23 protein-coding genes and 1 pseudogene are annotated in these 20,385 nt (G+C 48.7%); 8 read left to right on the forward strand and 16 right to left on the reverse strand.

The annotated features are described in order from the left end of the window. Positions 1–150: 150 nt before the first annotated feature. Positions 151–996: a hypothetical protein gene (locus ACQCVH_RS19620; RefSeq protein ID WP_426837287.1), complete on the reverse strand. Its 846-nt coding sequence runs from the start codon at positions 994–996 to the stop codon at positions 151–153. A 156-nt stretch (positions 997–1,152) separates the two neighbouring features. Here ACQCVH_RS19620 and yfkAB point away from each other — a divergent pair, with 156 nt between their 5' ends. Both yfkAB and ACQCVH_RS19630 read left to right on the forward strand, forming a co-directional pair. Next, on the forward strand, positions 1,153–2,268 hold the full coding sequence (gene yfkAB / locus ACQCVH_RS19625; RefSeq protein WP_426837288.1) for a radical SAM/CxCxxxxC motif protein YfkAB: 1,116 nt from the start codon (positions 1,153–1,155) through the stop codon (positions 2,266–2,268). A gap of 67 nt (positions 2,269–2,335) precedes the next feature. Further along, positions 2,336–2,638: a hypothetical protein gene (locus ACQCVH_RS19630; RefSeq protein WP_426837289.1), complete on the forward strand. Its 303-nt coding sequence runs from the start codon at positions 2,336–2,338 to the stop codon at positions 2,636–2,638. A 50-nt stretch (positions 2,639–2,688) separates the two neighbouring features. On the opposite strand, the gene ACQCVH_RS19635 is transcribed toward ACQCVH_RS19630, so the two are convergent. Next, positions 2,689–3,087: a hypothetical protein gene (locus tag ACQCVH_RS19635; RefSeq protein ID WP_426837290.1), complete on the reverse strand. Its 399-nt coding sequence runs from the start codon at positions 3,085–3,087 to the stop codon at positions 2,689–2,691. 123 nt (positions 3,088–3,210) lie between these two features. Continuing rightward, complete coding sequence (locus ACQCVH_RS19640; protein WP_426837291.1) at positions 3,211–3,963, reverse strand: 2-phosphosulfolactate phosphatase; 753 nt, start codon at positions 3,961–3,963, stop codon at positions 3,211–3,213. Between the two features lie 191 nt (positions 3,964–4,154). Between ACQCVH_RS19640 and ACQCVH_RS19645 the strand changes: the two genes are divergently transcribed. Next, positions 4,155–4,490: a hypothetical protein gene (locus ACQCVH_RS19645; protein ID WP_426837292.1), complete on the forward strand. Its 336-nt coding sequence runs from the start codon at positions 4,155–4,157 to the stop codon at positions 4,488–4,490. Positions 4,491–4,501: 11 nt separating this feature from the next. Here the strand turns inward: ACQCVH_RS19645 and ACQCVH_RS19650 are convergent, their stop codons facing one another. Together ACQCVH_RS19650 and ACQCVH_RS19655 are read right to left on the reverse strand one after the other, a co-directional pair. Beyond that, positions 4,502–5,074, reverse strand: a complete 573-nt coding sequence (locus tag ACQCVH_RS19650; protein ID WP_426837293.1) for an NUDIX hydrolase — start codon at positions 5,072–5,074, stop codon at positions 4,502–4,504. A 42-nt stretch (positions 5,075–5,116) separates the two neighbouring features. Then, positions 5,117–6,104, reverse strand: a pseudogene (locus ACQCVH_RS19655) (NAD(P)-dependent alcohol dehydrogenase). Positions 6,105–6,278: 174 nt separating this feature from the next. On the opposite strand from ACQCVH_RS19655, the gene ACQCVH_RS19660 reads away from it, so the two are divergent. Beyond that, the gene (locus ACQCVH_RS19660) at positions 6,279–6,734 is read left to right on the forward strand and encodes an AraC family transcriptional regulator (protein WP_426837294.1); all 456 of its coding nucleotides are present in this window, start codon (positions 6,279–6,281) and stop codon (positions 6,732–6,734) included. A 42-nt stretch (positions 6,735–6,776) separates the two neighbouring features. On the opposite strand, the gene ACQCVH_RS19665 is transcribed toward ACQCVH_RS19660, so the two are convergent. The 6 genes from ACQCVH_RS19665 to cax all read right to left on the reverse strand — a co-directional run bounded on the left by ACQCVH_RS19665 (position 6,777) and on the right by cax (position 11,997). After that, positions 6,777–7,319, reverse strand: coding sequence for an HAD-IIIA family hydrolase (locus ACQCVH_RS19665; RefSeq protein WP_426837295.1), 543 nt, complete (start codon positions 7,317–7,319; stop codon positions 6,777–6,779). After that, the gene (locus ACQCVH_RS19670; RefSeq protein WP_426837296.1) at positions 7,316–7,801 is read right to left on the reverse strand and encodes a GNAT family N-acetyltransferase; all 486 of its coding nucleotides are present in this window, start codon (positions 7,799–7,801) and stop codon (positions 7,316–7,318) included. Before ACQCVH_RS19670 ends, ACQCVH_RS19665 begins: the two co-directional genes overlap by 4 nt. A gap of 162 nt (positions 7,802–7,963) precedes the next feature. Beyond that, the gene (locus ACQCVH_RS19675) at positions 7,964–8,941 is read right to left on the reverse strand and encodes a ring-cleaving dioxygenase (RefSeq protein WP_426837297.1); all 978 of its coding nucleotides are present in this window, start codon (positions 8,939–8,941) and stop codon (positions 7,964–7,966) included. Positions 8,942–9,100: 159 nt separating this feature from the next. Next, complete coding sequence (locus ACQCVH_RS19680; RefSeq protein WP_426837298.1) at positions 9,101–9,922, reverse strand: YfkD famly protein; 822 nt, start codon at positions 9,920–9,922, stop codon at positions 9,101–9,103. Between the two features lie 65 nt (positions 9,923–9,987). Beyond that, on the reverse strand, positions 9,988–10,599 hold the full coding sequence (locus ACQCVH_RS19685) for a YczE/YyaS/YitT family protein (protein WP_426837299.1): 612 nt from the start codon (positions 10,597–10,599) through the stop codon (positions 9,988–9,990). Positions 10,600–10,932: 333 nt separating this feature from the next. Then, a complete protein-coding gene (gene cax / locus ACQCVH_RS19690; RefSeq protein ID WP_224902950.1) occupies positions 10,933–11,997 on the reverse strand; it encodes a calcium/proton exchanger in 1,065 nt (354 codons plus the stop codon). A 245-nt stretch (positions 11,998–12,242) separates the two neighbouring features. On the opposite strand from cax, the gene ACQCVH_RS19695 reads away from it, so the two are divergent. Further along, positions 12,243–12,659, forward strand: a complete 417-nt coding sequence (locus ACQCVH_RS19695) for a pyridoxamine 5'-phosphate oxidase family protein (protein ID WP_426837300.1) — start codon at positions 12,243–12,245, stop codon at positions 12,657–12,659. A gap of 46 nt (positions 12,660–12,705) precedes the next feature. Here ACQCVH_RS19695 and ACQCVH_RS19700 read toward each other — a convergent pair whose 3' ends face one another. Further along, the gene (locus tag ACQCVH_RS19700; protein ID WP_426837301.1) at positions 12,706–13,092 is read right to left on the reverse strand and encodes an OsmC family protein; all 387 of its coding nucleotides are present in this window, start codon (positions 13,090–13,092) and stop codon (positions 12,706–12,708) included. 150 nt (positions 13,093–13,242) lie between these two features. Here ACQCVH_RS19700 and ACQCVH_RS19705 point away from each other — a divergent pair, with 150 nt between their 5' ends. Both ACQCVH_RS19705 and ACQCVH_RS19710 read left to right on the forward strand, forming a co-directional pair. Continuing rightward, positions 13,243–14,427 (forward strand): MFS transporter, encoded by a 1,185-nt coding sequence (locus ACQCVH_RS19705; RefSeq protein ID WP_426837302.1) that lies wholly within the window; start codon positions 13,243–13,245, stop codon positions 14,425–14,427. A gap of 242 nt (positions 14,428–14,669) precedes the next feature. Then, positions 14,670–16,589 carry a heavy metal translocating P-type ATPase gene (locus ACQCVH_RS19710; protein WP_426837303.1) on the forward strand — a complete coding sequence of 640 codons (1,920 nt, stop codon included), beginning with the start codon at positions 14,670–14,672 and terminating at the stop codon, positions 16,587–16,589. A 33-nt stretch (positions 16,590–16,622) separates the two neighbouring features. On the opposite strand, the gene ACQCVH_RS19715 is transcribed toward ACQCVH_RS19710, so the two are convergent. The 4 genes from ACQCVH_RS19715 to ACQCVH_RS19730 all read right to left on the reverse strand — a co-directional run bounded on the left by ACQCVH_RS19715 (position 16,623) and on the right by ACQCVH_RS19730 (position 19,939). After that, positions 16,623–17,615 carry a DUF3231 family protein gene (locus ACQCVH_RS19715; protein ID WP_426837304.1) on the reverse strand — a complete coding sequence of 331 codons (993 nt, stop codon included), beginning with the start codon at positions 17,613–17,615 and terminating at the stop codon, positions 16,623–16,625. Between the two features lie 617 nt (positions 17,616–18,232). Next, positions 18,233–19,045 (reverse strand): YihY/virulence factor BrkB family protein, encoded by an 813-nt coding sequence (locus ACQCVH_RS19720; protein WP_426837305.1) that lies wholly within the window; start codon positions 19,043–19,045, stop codon positions 18,233–18,235. Positions 19,046–19,062: 17 nt separating this feature from the next. Beyond that, on the reverse strand, positions 19,063–19,446 hold the full coding sequence (locus ACQCVH_RS19725; protein ID WP_426837306.1) for a YtxH domain-containing protein: 384 nt from the start codon (positions 19,444–19,446) through the stop codon (positions 19,063–19,065). Positions 19,447–19,471: 25 nt separating this feature from the next. After that, positions 19,472–19,939: a low molecular weight protein-tyrosine-phosphatase gene (locus ACQCVH_RS19730; protein ID WP_426837307.1), complete on the reverse strand. Its 468-nt coding sequence runs from the start codon at positions 19,937–19,939 to the stop codon at positions 19,472–19,474. 170 nt (positions 19,940–20,109) lie between these two features. On the opposite strand from ACQCVH_RS19730, the gene ACQCVH_RS19735 reads away from it, so the two are divergent. Next, on the forward strand, positions 20,110–20,334 hold the full coding sequence (locus ACQCVH_RS19735) for a DUF1128 domain-containing protein (RefSeq protein WP_224902975.1): 225 nt from the start codon (positions 20,110–20,112) through the stop codon (positions 20,332–20,334). Positions 20,335–20,385 lie beyond the last annotated feature (51 nt).

The raw sequence follows: 20,385 nt of genomic DNA on the forward strand, positions 1-20,385 counted from the left end.
TCTGCTTGTTGGGTAGTACCAATCAATACCCCTTCTTTTCTAAGCTGAAACGATGGCGGGGGGGGCAAAAGCATTTCCAGCCTGCCCAGATATTGTCTAAACGCACAAAAAGGCAGCACCCGGAATGGATGCCGCCCTTTGTTGGTTATATTAAAGGTTTTTGCTGTTCTTTTGAGTAGATGGAGTCGCAGTTGCTGTGCTCTTGCTGGAATCACTTGAGAATGCAGTAGTTCCATTTGAGCCAGTGCTTGAATTGTTTGACTTGCTGCTGTTAGTGCTGCTGTTTGAAGATGAGCTGTCAGAGCTGTTTGACGAGCTTGAGCTGTCAGATGAGCCTGAACCGCCCACTGGGCTTTCAACCAGTTCAGAGCCGGCATCTTTTACCTTGCTGCCGATGTCCATCAGATCGTCCTTTGCGTCCATGAGACCGCTTTTCGCGTCTTGGAAGTTAGACTTCGCATCACCTGACATGCCCTTAAACTCATTCACTTTTCCGAATACGTCATTATTAACGCGCTCATACAGTTTTTGGGCATCGCTGATCGCTTCTTTTAAAGTCGATGATGCAGACTTGAATTGGCTGATCATATTATCCTTGGCTTCGCCTGGATTTTCCTTGACTTCATTGAACATTTTCATGGAAGAATCCTTCAGGTCAGTCGCAGTGCCCATCACCTTGTTGCGAGTCGTAGTATCAAGCAGGGCAAGGGCGCCGCCGACAATTCCTCCAAGCACGATCCCTTTCAGGAGCTTGCTGTTGTCATTCGTTGAACCATAATGGCTGCTTGAACTTGAATATTCGGATTTCATGGCTGGAGAATCAGGGCTGATGCCTGAAGAATCAGAAGTCATCGTTGTAGAGCCTGTGTTGTAAGTCGAAGTTGTGCCTGTGCTTGTCATTGTGCCTGCGCTTGACCCAGTTCCCGGTACAGATACACCCGCTGTGGTTCCAGTGGTTTCCGAATTCTTATTGGTTTTATCATATTGCTGTGCCATCTTGCATTCCTCCTCTTGATTTATGCTATCATTACTAAGTTATTTCCCATTTTGAGAGATTCATAAACTATGATTTTTCAGAGGGACGTAAAAAATCATTGACACAGGCTTCAAGGCATAGTAATGATTAAGGACATTTTTAGAAGGAGAAACCGCATGATTATTGAAAAAACAAGCATTACACCGAGCCACGATCCATGGGAAGCTTATATGGATATGGAACAATATAACAAGCTGACCTTAACCAATATTGAATTTACGACCACAGTTCTCTGCAATATGAGATGCGAGCATTGCGCCGTCGGCTACACACTTCAGCCCAAGGACCCGAATGCCCTGCCGCTCCCACTGCTTCTCAAGCGGCTTGAGGAAATCCCTGCCCTCCGCTCCATCAGCATCACAGGCGGAGAACCGATGCTTTCAAAAAAATCGGTAGAGAATTATGTGCTGCCTCTTCTCCAATATGCATCCGAGCGCGGCGTCCGCACCCAGATGAACAGCAATCTGACACTTGATATGGACAGATATGAAAAAATCGCCCCTTACCTCGATGTGCTGCATATTTCCCATAACTGGGGAACAGAAGAGGACTTCATCGAAGGCGGATTCGCCATGATGGAGCGGAAGCCGACTAGAGAGCAGCGTGTGCGGCTGTTCCACCGCATGATCGAAAACAGCCGCGCCCTGGTAGATGCAGGTGTGATGGTGTCTGCGGAAACAATGCTCAACAAACGGACCCTGCCTTATCTCGAAAGCATACATAAACAGATCACAGAGGAAATGAAATGCCAGCGCCATGAGATTCACCCTATGTACCCATCAGACTTCGCTTCATCATTGGAAACTTTAAACCTTGATGAAATCAGAGCTGCGATCCACCACCTCCTTGATGTGAGGGACGAAAACACCTGGATGCTGTTCGGCACCCTGCCGTTTTATCCGTGCAGCACGAGCGACGAGGACCTGGAGCTCCTGAAGCGTTTGTATAGCAGCAAAAATGTCACCGTCCGCAATGACCCGGATGGCCGCTCCCGCCTCAACGTCAATATTTTCACAGGCGATGTCATCGTAACCGACTTCGGCGACACCCCTGCGCTTGGCAATATCCAGACGGATGCCCTGCCTGACATCTTCAGCAGCTGGCAGGAAACAAAGCTCGCAGGCGAACTCAACTGCCACTGCCCGGCCGTCAAATGCCTCGGTCCGAATGTTTTGGTGAAAAACAGTTATTATAAGGATGTTGATTTTCAGAAGAACACTTCGCGGATTTAGACGGGTTTGTGAAACTTTTCCAGGAGGCCAACCGTATGAATAGTAAGACATACTTGGGAGGCCTCTTATGGTTGAAGCCTATCTGTTTATTGTATTGATGATTCCTGTATATGCTTTGCTGCTGTGGACTTATTTTAACCCCGAGGAGAGTATGCTTAGGGGTCAGAGATGGATGTATACCGAGGAACCGGAAGTTTCGCGGGCGGCCATCCGCTATGCTAAATTCATGTCACTGTTTATCATGATTGGACTGCCTGTTTTTATATTGCTCATGACCCTGGACATCGGCCCTTTCCGTTTGGGTCTGGTGATTCTTCCAGTTGTATTTGTCATTGGGGTTTTTAGGATTTATACAGATGAGAGAGAGTGAAAAAGCTCAGAGCGCTGTGTTCTGAGCTTTTTTGTTCCTTCCTATTAGAATCAATTCTTCTTTTCGCTGAACTCCACCCTGCAGTTGCCTTTAGTGGCTTTACCAACTAAATTAATGCCGTGAATCCGGCTGGCTGCAACTGCTGTGAAAGTTCCCTGTCCGCTTTCTTTAAGTGTTTGGCTCCAGATGATGTTTCTTCCATCATTCCATTCAATCGTCAGTTCTCCCTCTTCAACTGTCGCCTCATAGGATAGTGTGAGCTCTGCTCCCTTTTTGAATGTGAATATATAAAACTCGGAGCCGGTAAACGTTCTATACGCTATACTCACAGCACGGCCCGACTTTTCGAATGTAAAGCCCCATTTAACCGTTTTTTCAAATTTAATGTATTTTCTCAGTGAAAAGAGAATAATGGAGAGCACAGCAAAAACAATCACTTCCGGTAGCATGATTTCCAGCCCTCTTCTTTTTGGCAGCCGCTGCTGCCGTTCTTTGTGTCTATTTTACCCGAAGCAAATGTCTTGGTCAGGTATCATTTCTTGATAAAGGCCCTGGGCTATGAATCACATAGCTTACCTTGAAGGCAGAAAGCGATTTTCTTTCAAAATCGGGACCGTAGGCATCCTATTCAGCCTGCTGCAATGGACCACATCCTGTTCAAACCCGCGCGCACGCAGCTCCCTGCCGCTGCCGCATTCCCATAAGTATTCTGCCAGCTTAGGCTGAGCCGCCTGAAAAGCTCCTTCGCATACCGCTGCCTCTGGGGACTTTTCTCCGTCCAAATAAGAGAGGATCGCACCAGCTCCCAAATAATCCTCTACTGCTGGCCTGAGAGAATCTTCATGCTCCCCGGCATCAGCCCATTTTTCTCCACACGGGATGATCGTGATTCCGGCGCCAAGCTGTTTTTGCAGTATATTAGCCGCAGCAGCAGCGGCTGATGCATTAAGCAGTGACCCTGCAAGGACGGCCGGCGCCTTAGTACCGATCCAGGTGCAATAGGCGCCATTCTGAGAAATCAGCACATATTTTTTCCCGGCATGCTCTTCACTGAAAGAAACAGGAGACAATGTCGGCTTTCCAAGCTTCGCCGCCTCAGCCCTTCCGAAGATATATTCAGCACCCACGCTCTCCGCATATTTCCGCCCATCCTGATCGGGAGGGAACGGAAAGATCTCTGCACCAGCAGCCGCCGCCGAAACAACAGCCGATGAAAAAGACAGCACATCCACAATCATGATGATATCGCCCCGGGCGGCCGCTTCCCGTGCTCCCCGCCTTCCCCATTCCACCCGGCACTGATAAGGAGATTGATCAAACAGCATAACGTCACCCACTTTTCTTTTTTATAGGATCCTATATGCCTCATTTTAAAGAAGAAAGAAATAAAATATAGACTTATAATTGGAAAAATTTTATAATTATGGTTGAGTTCTGCGTAAAAAATCCCTCTCCTGTTTTGGGGAGGGTTTTCTGTCTAGAGCTGTTATCTTATAGGCTGTCAGGAGTGAATGCTATGTTTATTTCAGTGACAAGACTCCATCTAAGAGGCAAAAGAAAATTGCCAGGTTTTTCTCTGCATACACTCAGATCAACACTGCAATTAAAAAAAGCTCCAGGGTTAAAATTTTCTTCTTTTAACAAAGAAGGCTGGACTACCTTCTGGACCCTGACGGTTTGGGAAAATAAAGAGATGATGAGGAACTACCGCAATGCCGGCCATCATTTAGAAGCTATGAAAGCATCCAGAAAATTAGCAGATGAGCTGGAATATATCCATTGGGAATCAGAAAATGTCCCTGCTTGGGATGAGTGTAAAAGAAAACTGCATGCTGAGTATGGGAGAGTCTAATGCTGCATTCTCTAAAACTTATGTTCATTAAATTCTATACTTTTGGCAAGATAATTCTTCGCCAGCAAATAAGCATGCGCCGTAAACAGCTGCACACGAAGCTCCTGCCTCATCAGCATTTCCCCAAAGTCCTCAAAATCCGCCAAATGCACCTTAATTTCCTCTGTATCATCAAGCTTTTGCTCTAATTGCTTAAACGCATCCACTATCAAATAAGAGATCACCTTATTATTCTGTGTGGCCGGATTGACCATGAATTCGCCAAGGAAAATGGGCTTTTGCATCGACAAATAGCCTGTCTCTTCCCTGACCTCCCGGATCAGGCCTTCTTCATGCGTTTCTCCAGCTTCTCTTTTACCAGCAGGCACCTCCAGAAAAAACTCCCCGCCGGCATAGCGGTATTGTTCCACCAGCACAATTTGCTTTTCCTTGGTGATGACAACCGCGTTGACCCAATCTGAATATTCATTAACAACATAATCATCTATGACCAGCCCATTCGGCAGCTCGCAGCGGTCTTTTCTGATATTGCCGAATGGGCTATGATGCAGATATTCCGACTTTAACGTTTTCCACTTTTCCACAATCAATCTACTCCTGTTCTGCTTTAATCAAAGGAAGAAGCATCAGGCCCTGGGTTTTATTAGATCCCGGCTCACTACCACCGCCACATTCCCCTTCTTATGCCCGCCATCAACATACCGATGGGCATCAACTATTTCACCTAACCTATAGCTTCGGTCAATTTTCACCTTAAGCTTTCCCGCCTCTGCCATTTCTCCCAAATAGTCTAAGGCTTCAGGCGTTTCCGGCGCATTGCGGCTCAGCAGTATTTTCTTGCCGCCCTTCCATTTAGCCCACAGCATTTGCGCGCTGGGGAGCGGCTCTGTGACATTTATATAGGTGCCGCCCTTTTTCAGCCACTTCATGCAATCTTTAAAAGAACTTTTGTTACTGCTTCGAATATGAGATCATAGGCACCGTCCTCCACTGGGAGGTTCCCTGAACGATAATCCAGGACCCTGCCGGCCCCAAGAGATTTTACCCATTCAAGATTCGGACCGCTGCAGACACCATCAACCTCTGCCCCCAAGTGTCTGGCAATCTGTACCGCATAGCTGCCGACACTGCCGGAGGCTCCGTACACCAATACCTTCTGGCCCTTTAGGACATTGGCTCTCTGCAGAAAATATAAAGCTGTCCGTGCGCCAATCGGAATGGCGGCGGCTTCTTCAAACGTGAGGTTGGCAGGTTTGATCGACACAGGTCCGTTCTCCCCGAGGCAAATATATTCAGCATAAGCGCCGAAACCCTCCAGTGAAGCCGCAAAAACCAAATCGCCTGCCTTGAATTTCTGTACATTCCTCCCGACTGCCTCCACTTCCCCGGCAAGCTCCGAACCCAATATCGCTTTCTTCGGCTGCCGGAGTCCAAGGGCAAGGCGCGCGGGCAGCACCACAGAGCGGTAAAGCTCCGCGCCCGGATATCTGCTGCCGTGACCGTTGTGGCCATGATCTTGACCAGGATCTCATGATCTTTTGGGACTGGCTTTTCCATTTCTTTCAGCTGAAGGACTTCTGGAGGGCCGTACTTTTTATATATAATTGCCTTCATATCTCCACCTCGTATTCATTAGTCCATAATATATACGGACTTTCCAGCAAAAATAGTCCTTCCGCCCGGGGCTCCATCCCACTATCAATAGCCTATTTTTTAAAAATAGCTGTGAATATTTTTTTATATCATGCTAGCATCAAAGACAGTACAGGAAAGAGAGGAGAATGTAAGATGGATTTCAAAACTGAAATGGTGCCTGAATACCGAATCGCCTATGTACGTCAGACCGGACCTTATGGACCTGCCAACCAGCATGTGATGGAGGAATTGAAACGGTGGGCAAAAGAAAGAAGCCTGCTGGACGAAGCCGCCATCATACTCGGAATTTCCCATGATCATCCGCAGACAACACCATCTGAAAGCTGCCGGTATGACGCCTGCATTGTCATACCAGAGGAATTTGAAATGGACGCATCAATGGAAGAAGGTGAGTTCCCTGGCGGAGAATACGCTGTATTCCAGGTGCAGCATACAGAAGAAGAGATTCAGAAACTCTGGGCAGAAATCCTTCCATCCCTTCATAACCTCGGATTCCAGCTCGATAACAGGCCGGCTTTTGAAAGGTATACCGGTGCGATGCTATTGAATCATCAGTGCGAGGTATGCCTTCCAGTCAAAGAGCTGTAGCATGGTGCACGAATGGACGGGATTCCTCCCGTCCCGGTTCTTCTATGTAGAAATAGCAGTCCCCTGCTGTTGATACAGCCACTCAACCGCATCCTGCAGATTTTCAGCAATATACTCAATTTCAATTTCTTTCAGTTTGTCACTATGCTCGTTCAGTGCGGCCATCCCGGCTCCCGTTTTCACAAGGATCTTCATGCTTTTTGTCTTGGATGCCGCCGCCATATCGCTCCATCTGTCGCCGATGACCACGCACTTCTCCAGAGTCACATGATGTTTCTCTGCCGCGCTGAGGAGCATGCCTGCCTCTGGCTTCCGGCAGCGGCAGCCGTCATGATGGGCATGAGGGCAAATAAAAACATCATCAAAGCCGAATTCCTGCAGCTCTTCAAAAAAGTCCTCAACTGCCGCTTCCCCCCTGGCAATCCCCGGCTGGTTCGTGAAGGAAAATACTTTGATCCCGCTGCCCTTCAATTCCTCAATGAGCTCCCGGGAATAAGGAAATAATTCAAACTTTCCTGGATAATGAACAGTCTCATCACCGCCGATTGTTCCATCCCGGTCAAGAAACACTGCCTCTACCTTCACTCCCCAGCCCCGGCCTTCTCATACCGCGAATGGCTGTCTGTCACACCCTTCAGCACAAACCCGATTTTTTGATAATATTGGTTCAGCTTCTCATTGTCACCCACACAGTCGAGCCTCAGCGGTGTGCCGCTGTATTTCCTGCAGATCCAGCTCACTGCCTTTTCCCCAAACCCATTTCCCATGCTGTCAGGATGAACGGCAAGCCTGTGCAGATAAATGGCTCCGTCTGCTTCTCCGTCCCAAATATGCCGGTCCCAGCCTGATGGCCCCTCATAGAGGGTGAAGGTCGCCTTCACCTTGCCTTTATCGCATATCACATAGGTTTCACGGTCATGGATCGCCTGCTTGATTTCCCCATCCTCCCCGCCGCCGAGCAGGAAGCTCCATTGACTGATGTCCTGATCTTTCAGCCATTGGGCCGCCCCTTTCAGCACCTCGAACACCTCTTCAGTATCGGCTTTTTCCGCTAATCTGATTTCCATTTTCACCAGCTCCTTTGGTTTGCTTACTATTTCGCTAGGGACCTTTCCTTTTCCTTTTTCAGGAAAGTGTTTTTTCAACAGAAGATGTTGGGAAAAAAATTTCAGAATGTGTACCTGGTACCTAAAAAAAAAGGAGCCTCCCGCCAAGGAAGGCTCCACTTATCATTCTTTTGTAAAATCAATTGTGCTCCTGACCGTGTCGATCGGACGGACAAGCTTCTCAATCTGCTCGCGCTTGTTTTCAAGGAAGGGCGGCAATGACAGCTTTTCGCCCAGCGTTTCATATGGCTCGTCGCCCATGAAGCCTGGTCCGTCTGTGGCAAATTCGAACAGAATCTGCGGTGCGACCCGTGCATAAAGGGACTGGAAGAAAAAGCGGTCCACAAAGCCGGACGTCTGGAAGCCGAATTTCGGCAGGCGCTCGGTCCATTCATCCAGTACAGCCCGGTCCTCGACGCGGAATGCGGCATGGTGGACGGTTCCGAAGCCCTGCATGGCCTGCGGCAGGACCGCATTATGCTCCACAACGACCTGGGCGCCGTTTCCGCCTTCTCCGACCTCAAACAGATGGAAGTCGCCTTCCTGTGCAATTTCCTTGAAAAGCAGGACTTTTTCCATCATCTCTTTGAAATAATCGAAGTTCGCAATCCTGACAAAAATCGGCCCAAGGCCTGTGATCGCATGCTCCAGTGGAATCGGCCCCTTCTGCCAAGGGGTGCCTGAAGCGACACCGGTATTATTTTCATCAGAAATTAATTGATACTGCTGGTCATCAAAGTCTGCGAATGACAGCGTCTTTTTCCCAAATTGCTCTTTGATGCCGGTATGCTTCACATCAAGGCGGTCAAAGCGCTCAACCCAATAATTTAGTGTTGCGTCGTTCGGCACCCGGAAGGATGTTTTGGAGATTTCGTTTGTGCCGTGCCTTCCTTTAGGGATGCCGGGAAAATCAAAGAATGTCATATCTGTTCCCGGGCTGCCTTTGTCGTCGGCAAAAAACAGATGGTAGGTCTGGATATCATCCTGGTTGACGGTTTTCTTGACCAGCCGCATCCCCAGTACAAATGTGAAAAACTCATAATTTTTTTCCGCGCTGCTTGTGATCGCAGTAACATGGTGTATGCCTTTTAAATGGTTCATTATGGACCTCCATATTTAAGACTTTTTTATCTATACCCGCTGAAGGGTTCAATTTATCTCGAATTCAAGATAATTTGATTATAAAGGACTGCCCGCTTTGTATGCAAGGAATGTCTCTTTCTATAGAAAAAGCACCGGCTGCAAGAGCCGGCGCTCAGATTAACGCGGTCGTTCTGATGCCATGAACCCGAAAGAGATATGGTCCTGGACAGGAATCCAGGCGCCGATTCCCTGGGAGGTGACATTCTTGATGACAAGCAATCTTTTGCTTCCCTTCAGCATCAGGTACACCTCACCGTAAGTGACTTTTCCCTTCTCATTGACGGCAGGTGCATAGCCGTATAAATAGCCGAGTCGTTTGGCCGGGATATTGTAGACCTGATCTTTTTTCGTCCCGGCGCCGATCACTGTTTCGAAGGCGAGAGGCAGCTTTGATTTTTCCATCGCCTTCAGGAGCATCATTTTCTGAACATCCTGGGCTTTTGGGATCTTGGCTGTCAGTGCGCCCCTCACGACCTTCTGGGCTTCCTGGACATAGTGGATCTGATAAGGCGCTTTGCCGCCCCTGTTATCAAAATAATTCGTGTTAATCCTCTGGTATTCCCAGTTGGGCGCCGTTTCTGTGCTTTCGTAATTGAGCGGCCACTGCCCAAGATAGATGATGGCCCTGTAGCCGAATGCAAACGGCGTGCTATTGACAGAAGACTCGTTCAGCATCCTGATCAAATCCGGGTTTTCAATCTTGACCTTGGATGTATCAAGCAGCGACTGTGTCAGCTCGCTCGGCTGCAGTGTCGGCTGGTCCTGCACCGGGTTGGGATACGTATTTTCCTTCGTGATATTCAGGACTGAACTGGGAATCGGAATGCTCAGCTGCTGCTTTTGCTCGGTCTTGTCCTGCTTTTTCTCTGCTCCGGCATCGGGCAAAAAAGAAAGCATGGCAAGAAGAGTTATAATCAGAACGGATACATACTTTCTCATGATGTGGAACTCCTTTCAAATGCTTGTATCTGCTCTTAGTTTTTTCGGAGTTCCCCTGATTTATCCTAAGTGCCGGAAAATCTTTTTAGCAGCTGCTCGCAGTAAGGAAAGAATAATTGGATGAACGGCCCGATCAGGACGGCGATGACAATGGTTCCTGCACCGACAGGGCCGTGGAAGACCATGGCCAGAAGCAGCGCCCCTGCTTCCCCGATGGTTTTCGCCATCATCAGGCTCACCCCGAACCGCTCTTTGATGGCCATCATAAAATGGTCGATTGGATTGAGGGGAAACTCTGCCTGCAGGTAAAGAGCTGCCCCCAATCCGATGAGTGCCAGGCCCATGATCAGCGCGGCGATTTGAAAATAGACATTCAGTATGTACGCACCGGAAAAGACCCGCAATATCCAAAAGTCGGCCATAAAGCCGATGAGGCATACGGTCAATAGCGCCAGATAATCCGGCCTGGCTTTTAGGAGCCAGGCATTGACCAACATCAGGATGATGCCGATGATGATGACCCAGCTCCCGATCGTGAGCCCGGCGGTCCTGGCCAGGCCTGCATTCAGCGCATCCCAAGGGCCCGCCCCGAGATTAGAAAGGATTGCCATACAGATGCCCAATGTCAGTATGACCAGGCCCGCCACATAAAAAATAACCCTTACAAGCAGCTTCATATTCACTCCCCCAACTGTTACACAATTGTAAAAATCTGAATATTTACATTTTTATAAAAATAATCTATAATGACCTTAACAACAGCAAAGGAGGGCTGAAGGAATCGCTTCTATCACAGCAAAAGGAGGCTAAACACTCATTATTATCCAGATGTTCATGTACAGCTTGTCCACTAACACATGAAAGCGGGTGATAGATGCAGGTAGAGTTAAGCGATTGATTTCTGTCTTTTACAACATATTCGTCCAAAAGGATACTTATGATAGAAAAAGTACGGCCAATAGAAGCATAAAAAAGGCTCTGCACAAGTGCAGAGCCTTTTCTTGTTATCGCTATAATAGATAAAAGCCGATGCCCACGATGATATAGGCTGCGAGGAGGGTCGCCCCTTCAAACCAGTTCGTTTCCCCGTCATTGGAGATGACGACCATGAGAAGCACGGCGGTGACCATCGTGATCAGCTCCGGCAATGTAAAGACGAGCGGCATCGATGTTGGGAAAAACAGTGACGCAATCACCAGCACCGGTGCGACGAACATCGCTACCTGCAGGGTTGAGCCGATGGCAATTTCAACGGCAATGTCCATTTTGTTCTTGAACGCCATGATGATGGCAGAAGCATGCTCGGCTGCATTCCCGACAATCGCGACGATGACAACCCCGATGAAGAGCTCTGACCAGCCAAATGTCTCGCCGACCGCTTCAAAGGTGTGGACAAGGTTTTCCGATACATAGGCAACCGCTACAGTCGCAATGGCGAGGATCGCGATCGCCTTGCCTTTGCTCCATTCCGGCTCTTCTTCATGATGAGCTGCTGCCGCTTCTTTTTCAGCAGGCTGGTAGACACCGCGGTGTGTGACAAGCTTGAACAAGAGCGCTGCCAGATATAAAGCAATCAGAATGACAGAAATCCCGATGCTGAACGTCATCCGCTCTCCTTCTCCCATTGTCATGGAGAATACCTCGGGTATGACGAATGCAACGACAACGGCAAACATCAGCAAGCCTGAATTATGCCTTGCATCATACACATTGAATTTCTGGCGCTTATATTTGACCCCGCCGATAAAAAAGCTGAGTCCGGCGACCAGCAGCAGATTGCCGAGCACTGATCCTGTGAGTGACGCCAGGACGACCTCGACAAGCCCTTCCCTCAGCGCAAAAATCGAGATGATCAGCTCGACCGCATTCCCGAAGGTAGCGTTCAGCAGTCCGCCGATCCTTGGCCCGGCCACGATCGCAAGGCTTTCTGTCGCCCTGCCCATATAGCTTGCAAGGGCGATGATGGTTAAGCAATAGATAATAAAAAGTGCAACACTCGGCCACCCCAGGAGCGTCCCGATGACAGACAAGGGAACGCCTGCAAAGGTGAGCACCATAAAAATTTTATTGACCATTCTTCCGATTCCCACCTTTCTATTTTTTCACAGCATATTCTTGAAGCCGCGTAAAAAAAACTCCTTATGTACAGCTTTTCCTGCCCCGGCATAAATATCCGGCGCGGCCCTTCAACCTATATACCCGCTTTTTAAATTTGCACTCCTGATGTTTTTTTCGCTCTACACCCGCTTCTATTCAGGATAATAAAACAGGAAAAATGACAGATTATAAAGGGAAGAAAATTGTAAGGAGTGAAATGACAATGGCAGACACAAAGCAGAAAGTGCTTGATATGTTCAAAAAATACAGCGTCGGCACACTGGCATCCATCCGTAATGACAGGCCGTACAGCCGCTTTATGCTGTTTTTCCATGATGACCTGGTTCTTTTTGCCGCTACCGACAAAGATGCCCATAAAGTAGAAGACATTGAGAAGAATCCGAATGTCCATATTCTGCTGGGGGTTGAACAGGGCGGATATGATGGGCCGTACTGCGAAATTGAAGCGAAAGCCTCATTCGAGAATTCCGGCGGGCTGAAGGAGAAGTTCTGGAGCGAAAAGCTGAAGGACTGGATTTCCGGTCCGGATGATCCGGATTATCTGCTCCTGAAAATGGAGCCTTCGCTGATCCGCTATTTTGAAAAAGCGGGCGCGGAGCCTGAAGAGATTTCTCTGTAAAAATAACAGGGGCGGACCATTATACCGGATCCGCCCCCTGCTTTTATTATGCTTCCACTAATGTGAATGTTTCTTCGATTAGAATGCTGTCTTTCACAGACTGGACCATGCTGCAGTTTTTGCGCGTCAGCTCCATGGCCTTTTGGATTTTCTCCTCTTTCAAGCCTTTTCCAGTGATCGTAAAATGGAATGAGATCTTCGATACCCGATTGGCTTCCTCTTCCACTCTTTCTGCCTCTGCACTGATTTTTATATCCTCCACATCGATCCTCTGCTTCTCCAGAATCTTGCGGAGGACGCCGCCGCTGCAGACGGCCACTGAGGAAACAAGGAGCTGATATGGCCTGAAGCCATACTCCTCATCACCGGCTACATCCAGCTTTCCATAGCTCGTTTCCGTGAAAAAGCCTACATCCTTCATTGTAAATTCCATCGTTTCCACTCCCTCTTTTCTCTTGTATGCAGTGATTATACTACTATTTCTGCCATACCTATGAGCCATACGCTCTTTTTTCCTTGCAAAGCCGCCGGGGAGCCGTTACCATCAATTTGGAAAGAACTTTTAGAAATTGAGGCCAACAACATGAATAAAGAAAATATGCGTTTTTGGATTTTAATCAGCATTGTGGCAATCTCAGGATTCAGCCAGGGCATGCTGCTTCCTTTGATTGCAATTATATTTGAAAATGACGGGCTATCCTCAAGCTTGAACGGCCTGAATGCAACCGGCCTTTATGTCGGCATCCTGCTCGTTTCCCCTTTTATGGAGCAGCCGCTCCGGAAGTATGGCTATAAGCCGGTCATCATTTTCGGCGGACTGCTTGTCATCGTGTCGCTCGTGTTATTTCCATTATGGAAGTCATTCTGGTTCTGGTTCGTGCTCAGGCTCCTGATCGGAATCGGCGACCATGCGCTCCATTTCGGGACACAGACCTGGATCACCAGCTTCTCGCCGGAACACAAGCGCGGCCGGAACATCTCCCTGTACGGACTGTTCTTCGGTGTCGGCTTTGCCGTCGGCCCGCTGATGGCGCCGCTCGTCAATGTGCATGAAACCCTGCCGTTCATCCTGTCATCGGTACTCTGCCTGCTGGCATGGGTATTCCTGTTCCTTTTGAAAAATGACTACCCGGAGCAGACAATCGAGGTTAATTCGATGAAAAATACAATGAAGCGCTTCTCGTCTGCCTTCAAGTACGCATGGGTTGCCTTCCTGCCGCCGCTCGGCTATGGATTCCTTGAGTCTTCCCTGAATGGCAGCTTTCCGGTATACGGCCTGCGCATCGGGCTTGAAGTGAGCAGCGTCTCTGTTCTCTTGACCGCCTTTGCAATCGGCGGGATCGTCTTCCAGCTGCCGCTCGGGATCTTAAGTGATAAATGGGGCAGGCAAAGGATCCTGACCATCATCCTTCTGTCAGGCTCCATCTTCTTTTTCCTGGCGAGCTTCCTGGAAGGAGCTGTCTGGGCACTGACGGCCACGCTCTTCCTTGCCGGCATGGCAGTCGGCTCGACTTTTTCACTGGGAATCAGCTATATGACCGATCTGATGCCAAAGGATCTGCTGCCGACCGGCAACCTGCTCTGCGGCATCGCCTTCAGCCTTGGGAGCCTGGCAGGCCCTTATCTGGGCGGCATATTCATTCAATTTTTCAATAATATCTCATTCTTCAATATTATCAGCATCATGCTGCTCGTGATTTTCCTGGCTGTCCTGACCAACCGGGGAGCGGGTCAGACTGCAGAACAGAAGCATTCGCTGAGCCAATAAGGTTTGCCTTCCGGCGGACCGGGTAAAAAGAAATATAGGCCATTTTTATTTTTTCCCCCTAAACCCCTTTTTAAATAAAAATGACTATGATATGATAACGATACTAATCTAGAAACCTATGCGAAAATGCTGTCCCCAAAAGAGGTCAATCCTCCGGCGGGGGCAGCTTTCGTCGTTTTATAGGGGTATTGATGTTGATTATTCTTCTCAATGAGAAACCGATAACCCAGGAGGGAATCCCAATGACGACAGAAGCCAAAGCACTAATAGAACTAAAGCAAGAACAGGAAAGCCTGCTTCAAAGAATACTTCCTCATGCCGAGCTGATCGCCGCCATCCTGAGCGGGGTCCTTATCCTTGCCGGCTGGCTGCTTGCGCGGAATGATATGGGGGCCGCCTCCATCACCGCCTATCTGCTCGCCTTTGTGATCGGCGGCTTTGCCAAAGCAAAGGAAGGCATCGAGGAAACGATTGAAAACAAAGAATTAAATGTGGAAATGCTGATGATCTTCGCCGCCATCGGCTCGGCCATCATCGGCTACTGGACGGAAGGCGCCATCCTGATCTTCATTTTCGCCGTCAGCGGCGCACTGGAAACGTACACGATGAACAAAAGCAATAAAGAAATTTCGTCCTTGATGGAGCTGCAGCCTGAGGAAGCCCTGCTTTTAACAGACGGCGGAGAAGAGCGTGTGCATGTTTCCGAACTGAGCATCGGCGACCATATCCTTGTAAAGCCGGGAGAGCGCGTGCCGTCAGACGGTATGATTCTGAAGGGCACCACCACCCTGGATGAAGCCGCAATCACAGGAGAATCCATCCCTGTCAGCAAGAGCAATACCGACGAAGTCTTCGCCGGGACAGTGAATCTGAACGGTTCCATTACAGTCGAAATCACAAAGCCTGCCAGCGACACCCTGTTCCAGAAGATCATCCAGCTTGTCCAGACCGCGCAGAGCGAAAAGTCGCCATCCCAGCTTTTTATTGAGAAATTTGAAGGCACTTATGTAAAAGTAGTGCTTGCTGCAGTGGCCGCAATGATGGTCCTGCCTCATTACCTTTTAGGCTGGAGCTGGACGGAAACCTTCTACCGGGCGATGATCCTGCTCGTAGTCGCCAGTCCGTGCGCCCTTGTCGCAAGCATCATGCCGGCCACATTATCCGCCATCTCCAACGGCGCGCGCCGCGGAATCCTGTTCAAAGGCGGTGTCCATCTGGAGAATCTCGGCCACCTGAAGGCGATTGCTTTTGATAAAACCGGTACCCTGACGAAGGGCCGTCCTGAAGTGACTGATTATCTGGTCGGCGAGGAAATGGTTGAAGAGGAAATCCTTTTGGCGGCCGCGTCGATTGAAAGCCACTCCAATCACCCCCTCGCAGGCGCCATCGTCAAATATGCGAAGAATGAGCTGAAACAGCCGCTTGTGAGCCCGGAAAGCATTGAAGATATCTCCGGATTCGGCGTCAAGGCGATGCTGCAGGATGAAGAATGGAAGATCGGCAAAGCTGATTTTATCGGCCGTGAAGATGCAGAAAGATTTGCTGATGGAGCAGCCTTGTCACTGGCCGGAGAAGGAAAGACGATTGTTTTTATTAAGAAAGGCTCCAAGATCGCCGGACTGCTGGCGCTGAAGGATGTTGTCCGCGAGGAAACGAAGGCAGCGATCAGCACCCTGAACGCTCAGGGCATCTACACGGTGATGCTGACCGGCGACAGCGAAAAAACCGCCCAGGCGATTGCCGCTGAAAGCACGGTTGATGAATATATCGCGGAGTGCCTGCCGGCCAATAAAGTCGAGCATCTGAAGGATCTGAAGAAACGCTATGAGAATGTGGCCATGGTCGGTGACGGCATCAATGACGCCCCTGCCCTTGCCGCAGCCAATGTCGGCATCGCCATGGGTGAAGGGACAGACGTTGCGCTGGAAACAGCAGATGTCGTCCTGATGAAAAATGAGCTTCCCAAGATTGCCGAAGCCATCACCCTCTCCCAGCGGATGAACAAAATCATCAAGCAAAATGTCATTTTTTCCATCACGGTCATCATGCTTCTGATCGCATCGAACTTCCTGCAGATCCTTGATTTGCCGTTCGGCGTCATCGGGCATGAAGGCAGCACGATTCTCGTTATTTTGAACAGCTTGAGGCTGTTGAAATCATAGTTGCAGCACGCTCGGGGATGCCCGGGCGTTTTTCTATTGCTCCAGCACTTTCCGGTCATCCGCATCAGGCGGCTGCTCGATCCAATTCTTCTCGATCATCAGCTTGCCGAAGCTTCCATACACAAGGAGATCATCCAATATAGCTTTCTCGGAAAGCACAGCGATATCGGCCCGCATACAGGCAACCGCAGCTGCGCCGTAATACGAAATCGCCGCCGCAAAGAAAAAGCCGGAATGAAACAGCATCAGCTTTTCTGAAAAAGGGGCAGTCGTCGAGTTCGTGATCTCCGACTCGAATGGCCTTGGCGAATGGAGTCCTTCTTTTAAAAGCATAGAAGCAAAGCTTGCGATATGCTTGTTTTTATTATTGATGCATTTATCCAGGAACCTTTGCACATCTGAATCCCGGGAAACCTGCTTGAACGCAATAAAGCTGCTTTTGGCGATATAGCTTTTCTGCAGGTTGAAAAAAATATTGCCCGCCTCGATTGTATTGATTTTCCGCTTTTTTCCGAACACATCAGTGACATATTTAAAGTCCGGGACAAACACCGGTTTTTCAGGCGTAGCGTACAGCGGCGGTTTTTCGAGCAGGTTTTTCGCGGAGAGGAGCTCGATTGCCCGGTTGTAGAGATCGTGCGTATCCTGATTGCACCGGCTGTAAAATGTGCGGACGTCCTTCCGGATGGACACGCTTGAAGCCAGGCCATATGCCTGCATCCCGTGCATCGTCATTGTATGCATATATAAGAGGCAATAGGCGTCCGTGAACAATGGCGGCGCGTCCATGTTTACATCTTCCTTGGAAAACCCCTTCGGTATCGGGAACTTCTCTTTTTTGAAAAGCTCAGTGAGCGTGTTGATATGCTGAAATGACAGATCGAGTGCATACTGAAGGAATTCGTTTATCTCCTTATCTTTTATGCCCTTCAGCATGTAATTTGTGATGCAGACCGCCATCGTTTCGCGGATATAATGAGTCCATATATTTGATATTTCAGATGAAGTCAGCCTTTCCTGCTGCATGTAGAACACCTCCGGGACTTAGTTTTGGCTAATTTGGGGGAAATTAACCGGGGGTTGGGGTGTGTTGGGAAGATTTGTGCGGCTGAAGGGGGTAGTTATTTGGGTTATTAGCAACTTTTGGGTTTTATTAGCAACTTTTCTGTTTTATTAGTAACTTTTTCCGTTTATTAGCAACTTTTCATTTTTATTAGCAGCTTTCCCGTTTTATTAGCAACTGCCGCTCGGTCGCTGCCTCAGAACTCCTCGGATTGTAAAAATCTGTTACATATGTAAAATCACTTTAATTTCATGTAGAAAAACCCATTTTTTATGTAGAATCTCCGCAATTTTATGTAGAATCACCAACTTTTTATGTAGAATCACACCAATTCAAGCAGAATCCCCCTCCCAAACCCAAAAAAAGAACGCCCTCCAGCAGGGCGTCCCTCCACTCTAGTGATATCCATTCGATTTATTAGCAGATCCCGATGTTTTCTGCTTCGGGCTGTCTTTGCCTTTTTGCTTGGTTTTGCCTTTTCCCATGTGCTTCCCCTCCTGATGATGATGGTGGTGTGTTCCCCTTTTATAGTGTGAACATCACACCGGCTTTCTAAGAAGGCAATATCAGGTGCAACTCCCTAGCAATCCCCATTCTTCCGCTTGCTGACATAGGCGTTGACCTCGCCGCCGAGGATGATGATGACGCCGGTCAGGTAGAACCAGACCATGAGGACGATGATGGCGCCGATGCTTCCGTAGGCAGCGGTGTAATTGGCAAAATTGCTGACATAATAGGAGAAGGCGAGTGACGCCAGGATCCACCCCGCTGTGGCAAAAATGGCGCCAGGCATCGCGCTGATGCATTTCATTTTTATATTGGGGGCAATCCAGTAGAGCACAAGAAAGACAATGAACAGGATGACGATACTGACAAGCCAGCGCAGGGCGTTCCAGGCAGATAAAAATTCCGACGAAAGATCAAAGGCGGAAAACAGGAAAACGCCGATCTGCTTCCCGAACACCGGCAGCAGAAGGGCAACGACAAATACAAAGATCATGGCGAATGTCAGCAGGATTGCCATCCCGCGCGCCACGATCAGCGGGCGGCTTTCTTTAACCTCATAAGCCAGATTGAAGGCTTTAACAATTGCATGGATCCCGTTGGAAGCCGACCAGATGGTCCCGATAATCCCGACGGACAGAAGTGTCCCGCTCCGGTCTGCGATCTGGTTGAGATTCGATTCGATCAGCGCCATCGTATCGCCAGGCGCATAATCCCTGATGAAGCCAAGGATATCCACCTGGCTGACGGGCAGGTAGGTAATGAGGGTGACGAGGAAAATGAGGAGCGGAAATAGTGAAAGCAGAAAAAAGTAGGCCAGCTGAGCTGCGAGGCCAAAGATATCATCTTCGTGGATTTTTTTCCATAAGTACGGAATTCCCGGCCTCATTGCAGCCCCTCCCCTGCTCATTCTTCTTCTGTACTGGTGCCTGATGTCTTCTTCAATGGCTCCTCATCAGCCAAAGGAGCTTTCTTTCCTTTTGAAAAAGCAGAACGTGTTTCTTCGACAATGTCGATTACCTGAGGAGTCACTTCCCTCAGTTCCTCAACTTTTTCCGTGATAAAGGCCACATCCTCTGTCACCTGTTCAATGGTCGTCCGGATGGAGCTTGCCGTCTGTTTGACCGATTCGGCCGCTTTTGAAGGATTTTTTATGTAATAGGCAGCACTTCCCGCTGTTTTGCGGCTTGTCTCCAGTACGGCCCGGCGTGTTTCCCTATCAAATAATGACAACGCGCCGCCTGCAATCGCACCAAGCAGCATTCCCTGCAATAATTTGGTTTTCCCCATGCTTATCCCTCTTTCCATTTTTACTTTATAAATGATGATTTATTCTCATTTCTTTCAAGAGCCTTGCGCAGCTTTCCTTCAGGAGGCTGTATACTTCCTCGAAGTTGCCGGTATAATACGGGTCGGGCACATCCTTATCTCTAAGGTCGCTGTAGTCAAGGAGCCTGACAATCTTTACTGCGGGACTGCCTTTTTTAAGGCTCAGAATATCTGCCTGGTTTTGACTGTCCATCGCCACAATCCACTGGTATTCATCCAGGTCGGATGCTTTAATCTGCCGGGCGGCCAATCCTGCTGCATCCACCTTGTATTTCTCAAGGATTTTCCTCGTCCCTTCATGGGGAGGCTTGCCGATATGCCAGTCACCTGTCCCGGCAGAATCGACCTCGATGGCTCCTTCCAGACCTTCCTTTTTAACCTGGTCCCTGAACAATGCCTCTGCCATTGGAGAGCGGCAGATATTGCCGAGGCACACAAATAATACACGTATCAAAAGCACATACCCCCTTAGCTACATTTTCTTCTATTTCACTGCTTTCATGCAACTATAAGCAGGAAGGTGTTTCTATAATTTAATTGACATTCCGCTCTTATCATGGAAAGATGAAGAGTAAAGAAGACAGGCAAGGCCTGTCGATATCGTGATGAGAGGATGACGCCCCCATGAACTTATCGGAAAAATCAACTGAAAATGTCGAATATATGATTGAACAGATCAAGGAAAAGCTGAAGGTCCTGAATCTCGGTGCCATTAAACCGTCCCATTTTGACGAGGAAATGTACACAGAGCTGAAGGAAATCTACGAACTTGTCATGAAAAAAGATTCTTTCAGCCCCAATGAAATGCAGGCGCTTGTAGAAGAGCTCGGCAACTTGAGGAAAATGTAATTTTAAGCAGGCCTATGGGGTCTGCTTTTGTTTTATAAATTGGTGCCTGAC

Source organism: Bacillus infantis, from assembly GCF_050107595.1.
GTDB lineage: Bacteria > Bacillota > Bacilli > Bacillales > Cytobacillaceae > Bacillus_AB > Bacillus_AB infantis_C.

What these genes read in the sequence shown, in the direction of transcription:
- ACQCVH_RS19620 (WP_426837287.1), bottom strand. Translation starts at nt 996, where the DNA reads ATGGCACAGCAATATGATAAAACCAATAAGAATTCGGAAACCACTGGA.
- yfkAB (WP_426837288.1), top strand. Translation starts at nt 1,153, where the DNA reads ATGATTATTGAAAAAACAAGCATTACACCGAGCCACGATCCATGGGAA.
- ACQCVH_RS19630 (WP_426837289.1), top strand. Translation starts at nt 2,336, where the DNA reads ATGGTTGAAGCCTATCTGTTTATTGTATTGATGATTCCTGTATATGCT.
- ACQCVH_RS19635 (WP_426837290.1), bottom strand. Translation starts at nt 3,087, where the DNA reads ATGCTACCGGAAGTGATTGTTTTTGCTGTGCTCTCCATTATTCTCTTT.
- ACQCVH_RS19640 (WP_426837291.1), bottom strand. Translation starts at nt 3,963, where the DNA reads ATGCTGTTTGATCAATCTCCTTATCAGTGCCGGGTGGAATGGGGAAGG.
- ACQCVH_RS19645 (WP_426837292.1), top strand. Translation starts at nt 4,155, where the DNA reads ATGTTTATTTCAGTGACAAGACTCCATCTAAGAGGCAAAAGAAAATTG.
- ACQCVH_RS19660 (WP_426837294.1), top strand. Translation starts at nt 6,279, where the DNA reads ATGGATTTCAAAACTGAAATGGTGCCTGAATACCGAATCGCCTATGTA.
- ACQCVH_RS19670 (WP_426837296.1), bottom strand. Translation starts at nt 7,801, where the DNA reads ATGGAAATCAGATTAGCGGAAAAAGCCGATACTGAAGAGGTGTTCGAG.
- ACQCVH_RS19675 (WP_426837297.1), bottom strand. Translation starts at nt 8,941, where the DNA reads ATGAACCATTTAAAAGGCATACACCATGTTACTGCGATCACAAGCAGC.
- ACQCVH_RS19680 (WP_426837298.1), bottom strand. Translation starts at nt 9,922, where the DNA reads ATGAGAAAGTATGTATCCGTTCTGATTATAACTCTTCTTGCCATGCTT.
- ACQCVH_RS19685 (WP_426837299.1), bottom strand. Translation starts at nt 10,599, where the DNA reads ATGAAGCTGCTTGTAAGGGTTATTTTTTATGTGGCGGGCCTGGTCATA.
- cax (WP_224902950.1), bottom strand. Translation starts at nt 11,997, where the DNA reads ATGGTCAATAAAATTTTTATGGTGCTCACCTTTGCAGGCGTTCCCTTG.
- ACQCVH_RS19695 (WP_426837300.1), top strand. Translation starts at nt 12,243, where the DNA reads ATGGCAGACACAAAGCAGAAAGTGCTTGATATGTTCAAAAAATACAGC.
- ACQCVH_RS19700 (WP_426837301.1), bottom strand. Translation starts at nt 13,092, where the DNA reads ATGGAATTTACAATGAAGGATGTAGGCTTTTTCACGGAAACGAGCTAT.
- ACQCVH_RS19705 (WP_426837302.1), top strand. Translation starts at nt 13,243, where the DNA reads ATGAATAAAGAAAATATGCGTTTTTGGATTTTAATCAGCATTGTGGCA.
- ACQCVH_RS19710 (WP_426837303.1), top strand. Translation starts at nt 14,670, where the DNA reads ATGACGACAGAAGCCAAAGCACTAATAGAACTAAAGCAAGAACAGGAA.
- ACQCVH_RS19715 (WP_426837304.1), bottom strand. Translation starts at nt 17,615, where the DNA reads ATGCAGCAGGAAAGGCTGACTTCATCTGAAATATCAAATATATGGACT.
- ACQCVH_RS19720 (WP_426837305.1), bottom strand. Translation starts at nt 19,045, where the DNA reads ATGAGGCCGGGAATTCCGTACTTATGGAAAAAAATCCACGAAGATGAT.
- ACQCVH_RS19725 (WP_426837306.1), bottom strand. Translation starts at nt 19,446, where the DNA reads ATGGGGAAAACCAAATTATTGCAGGGAATGCTGCTTGGTGCGATTGCA.
- ACQCVH_RS19735 (WP_224902975.1), top strand. Translation starts at nt 20,110, where the DNA reads ATGAACTTATCGGAAAAATCAACTGAAAATGTCGAATATATGATTGAA.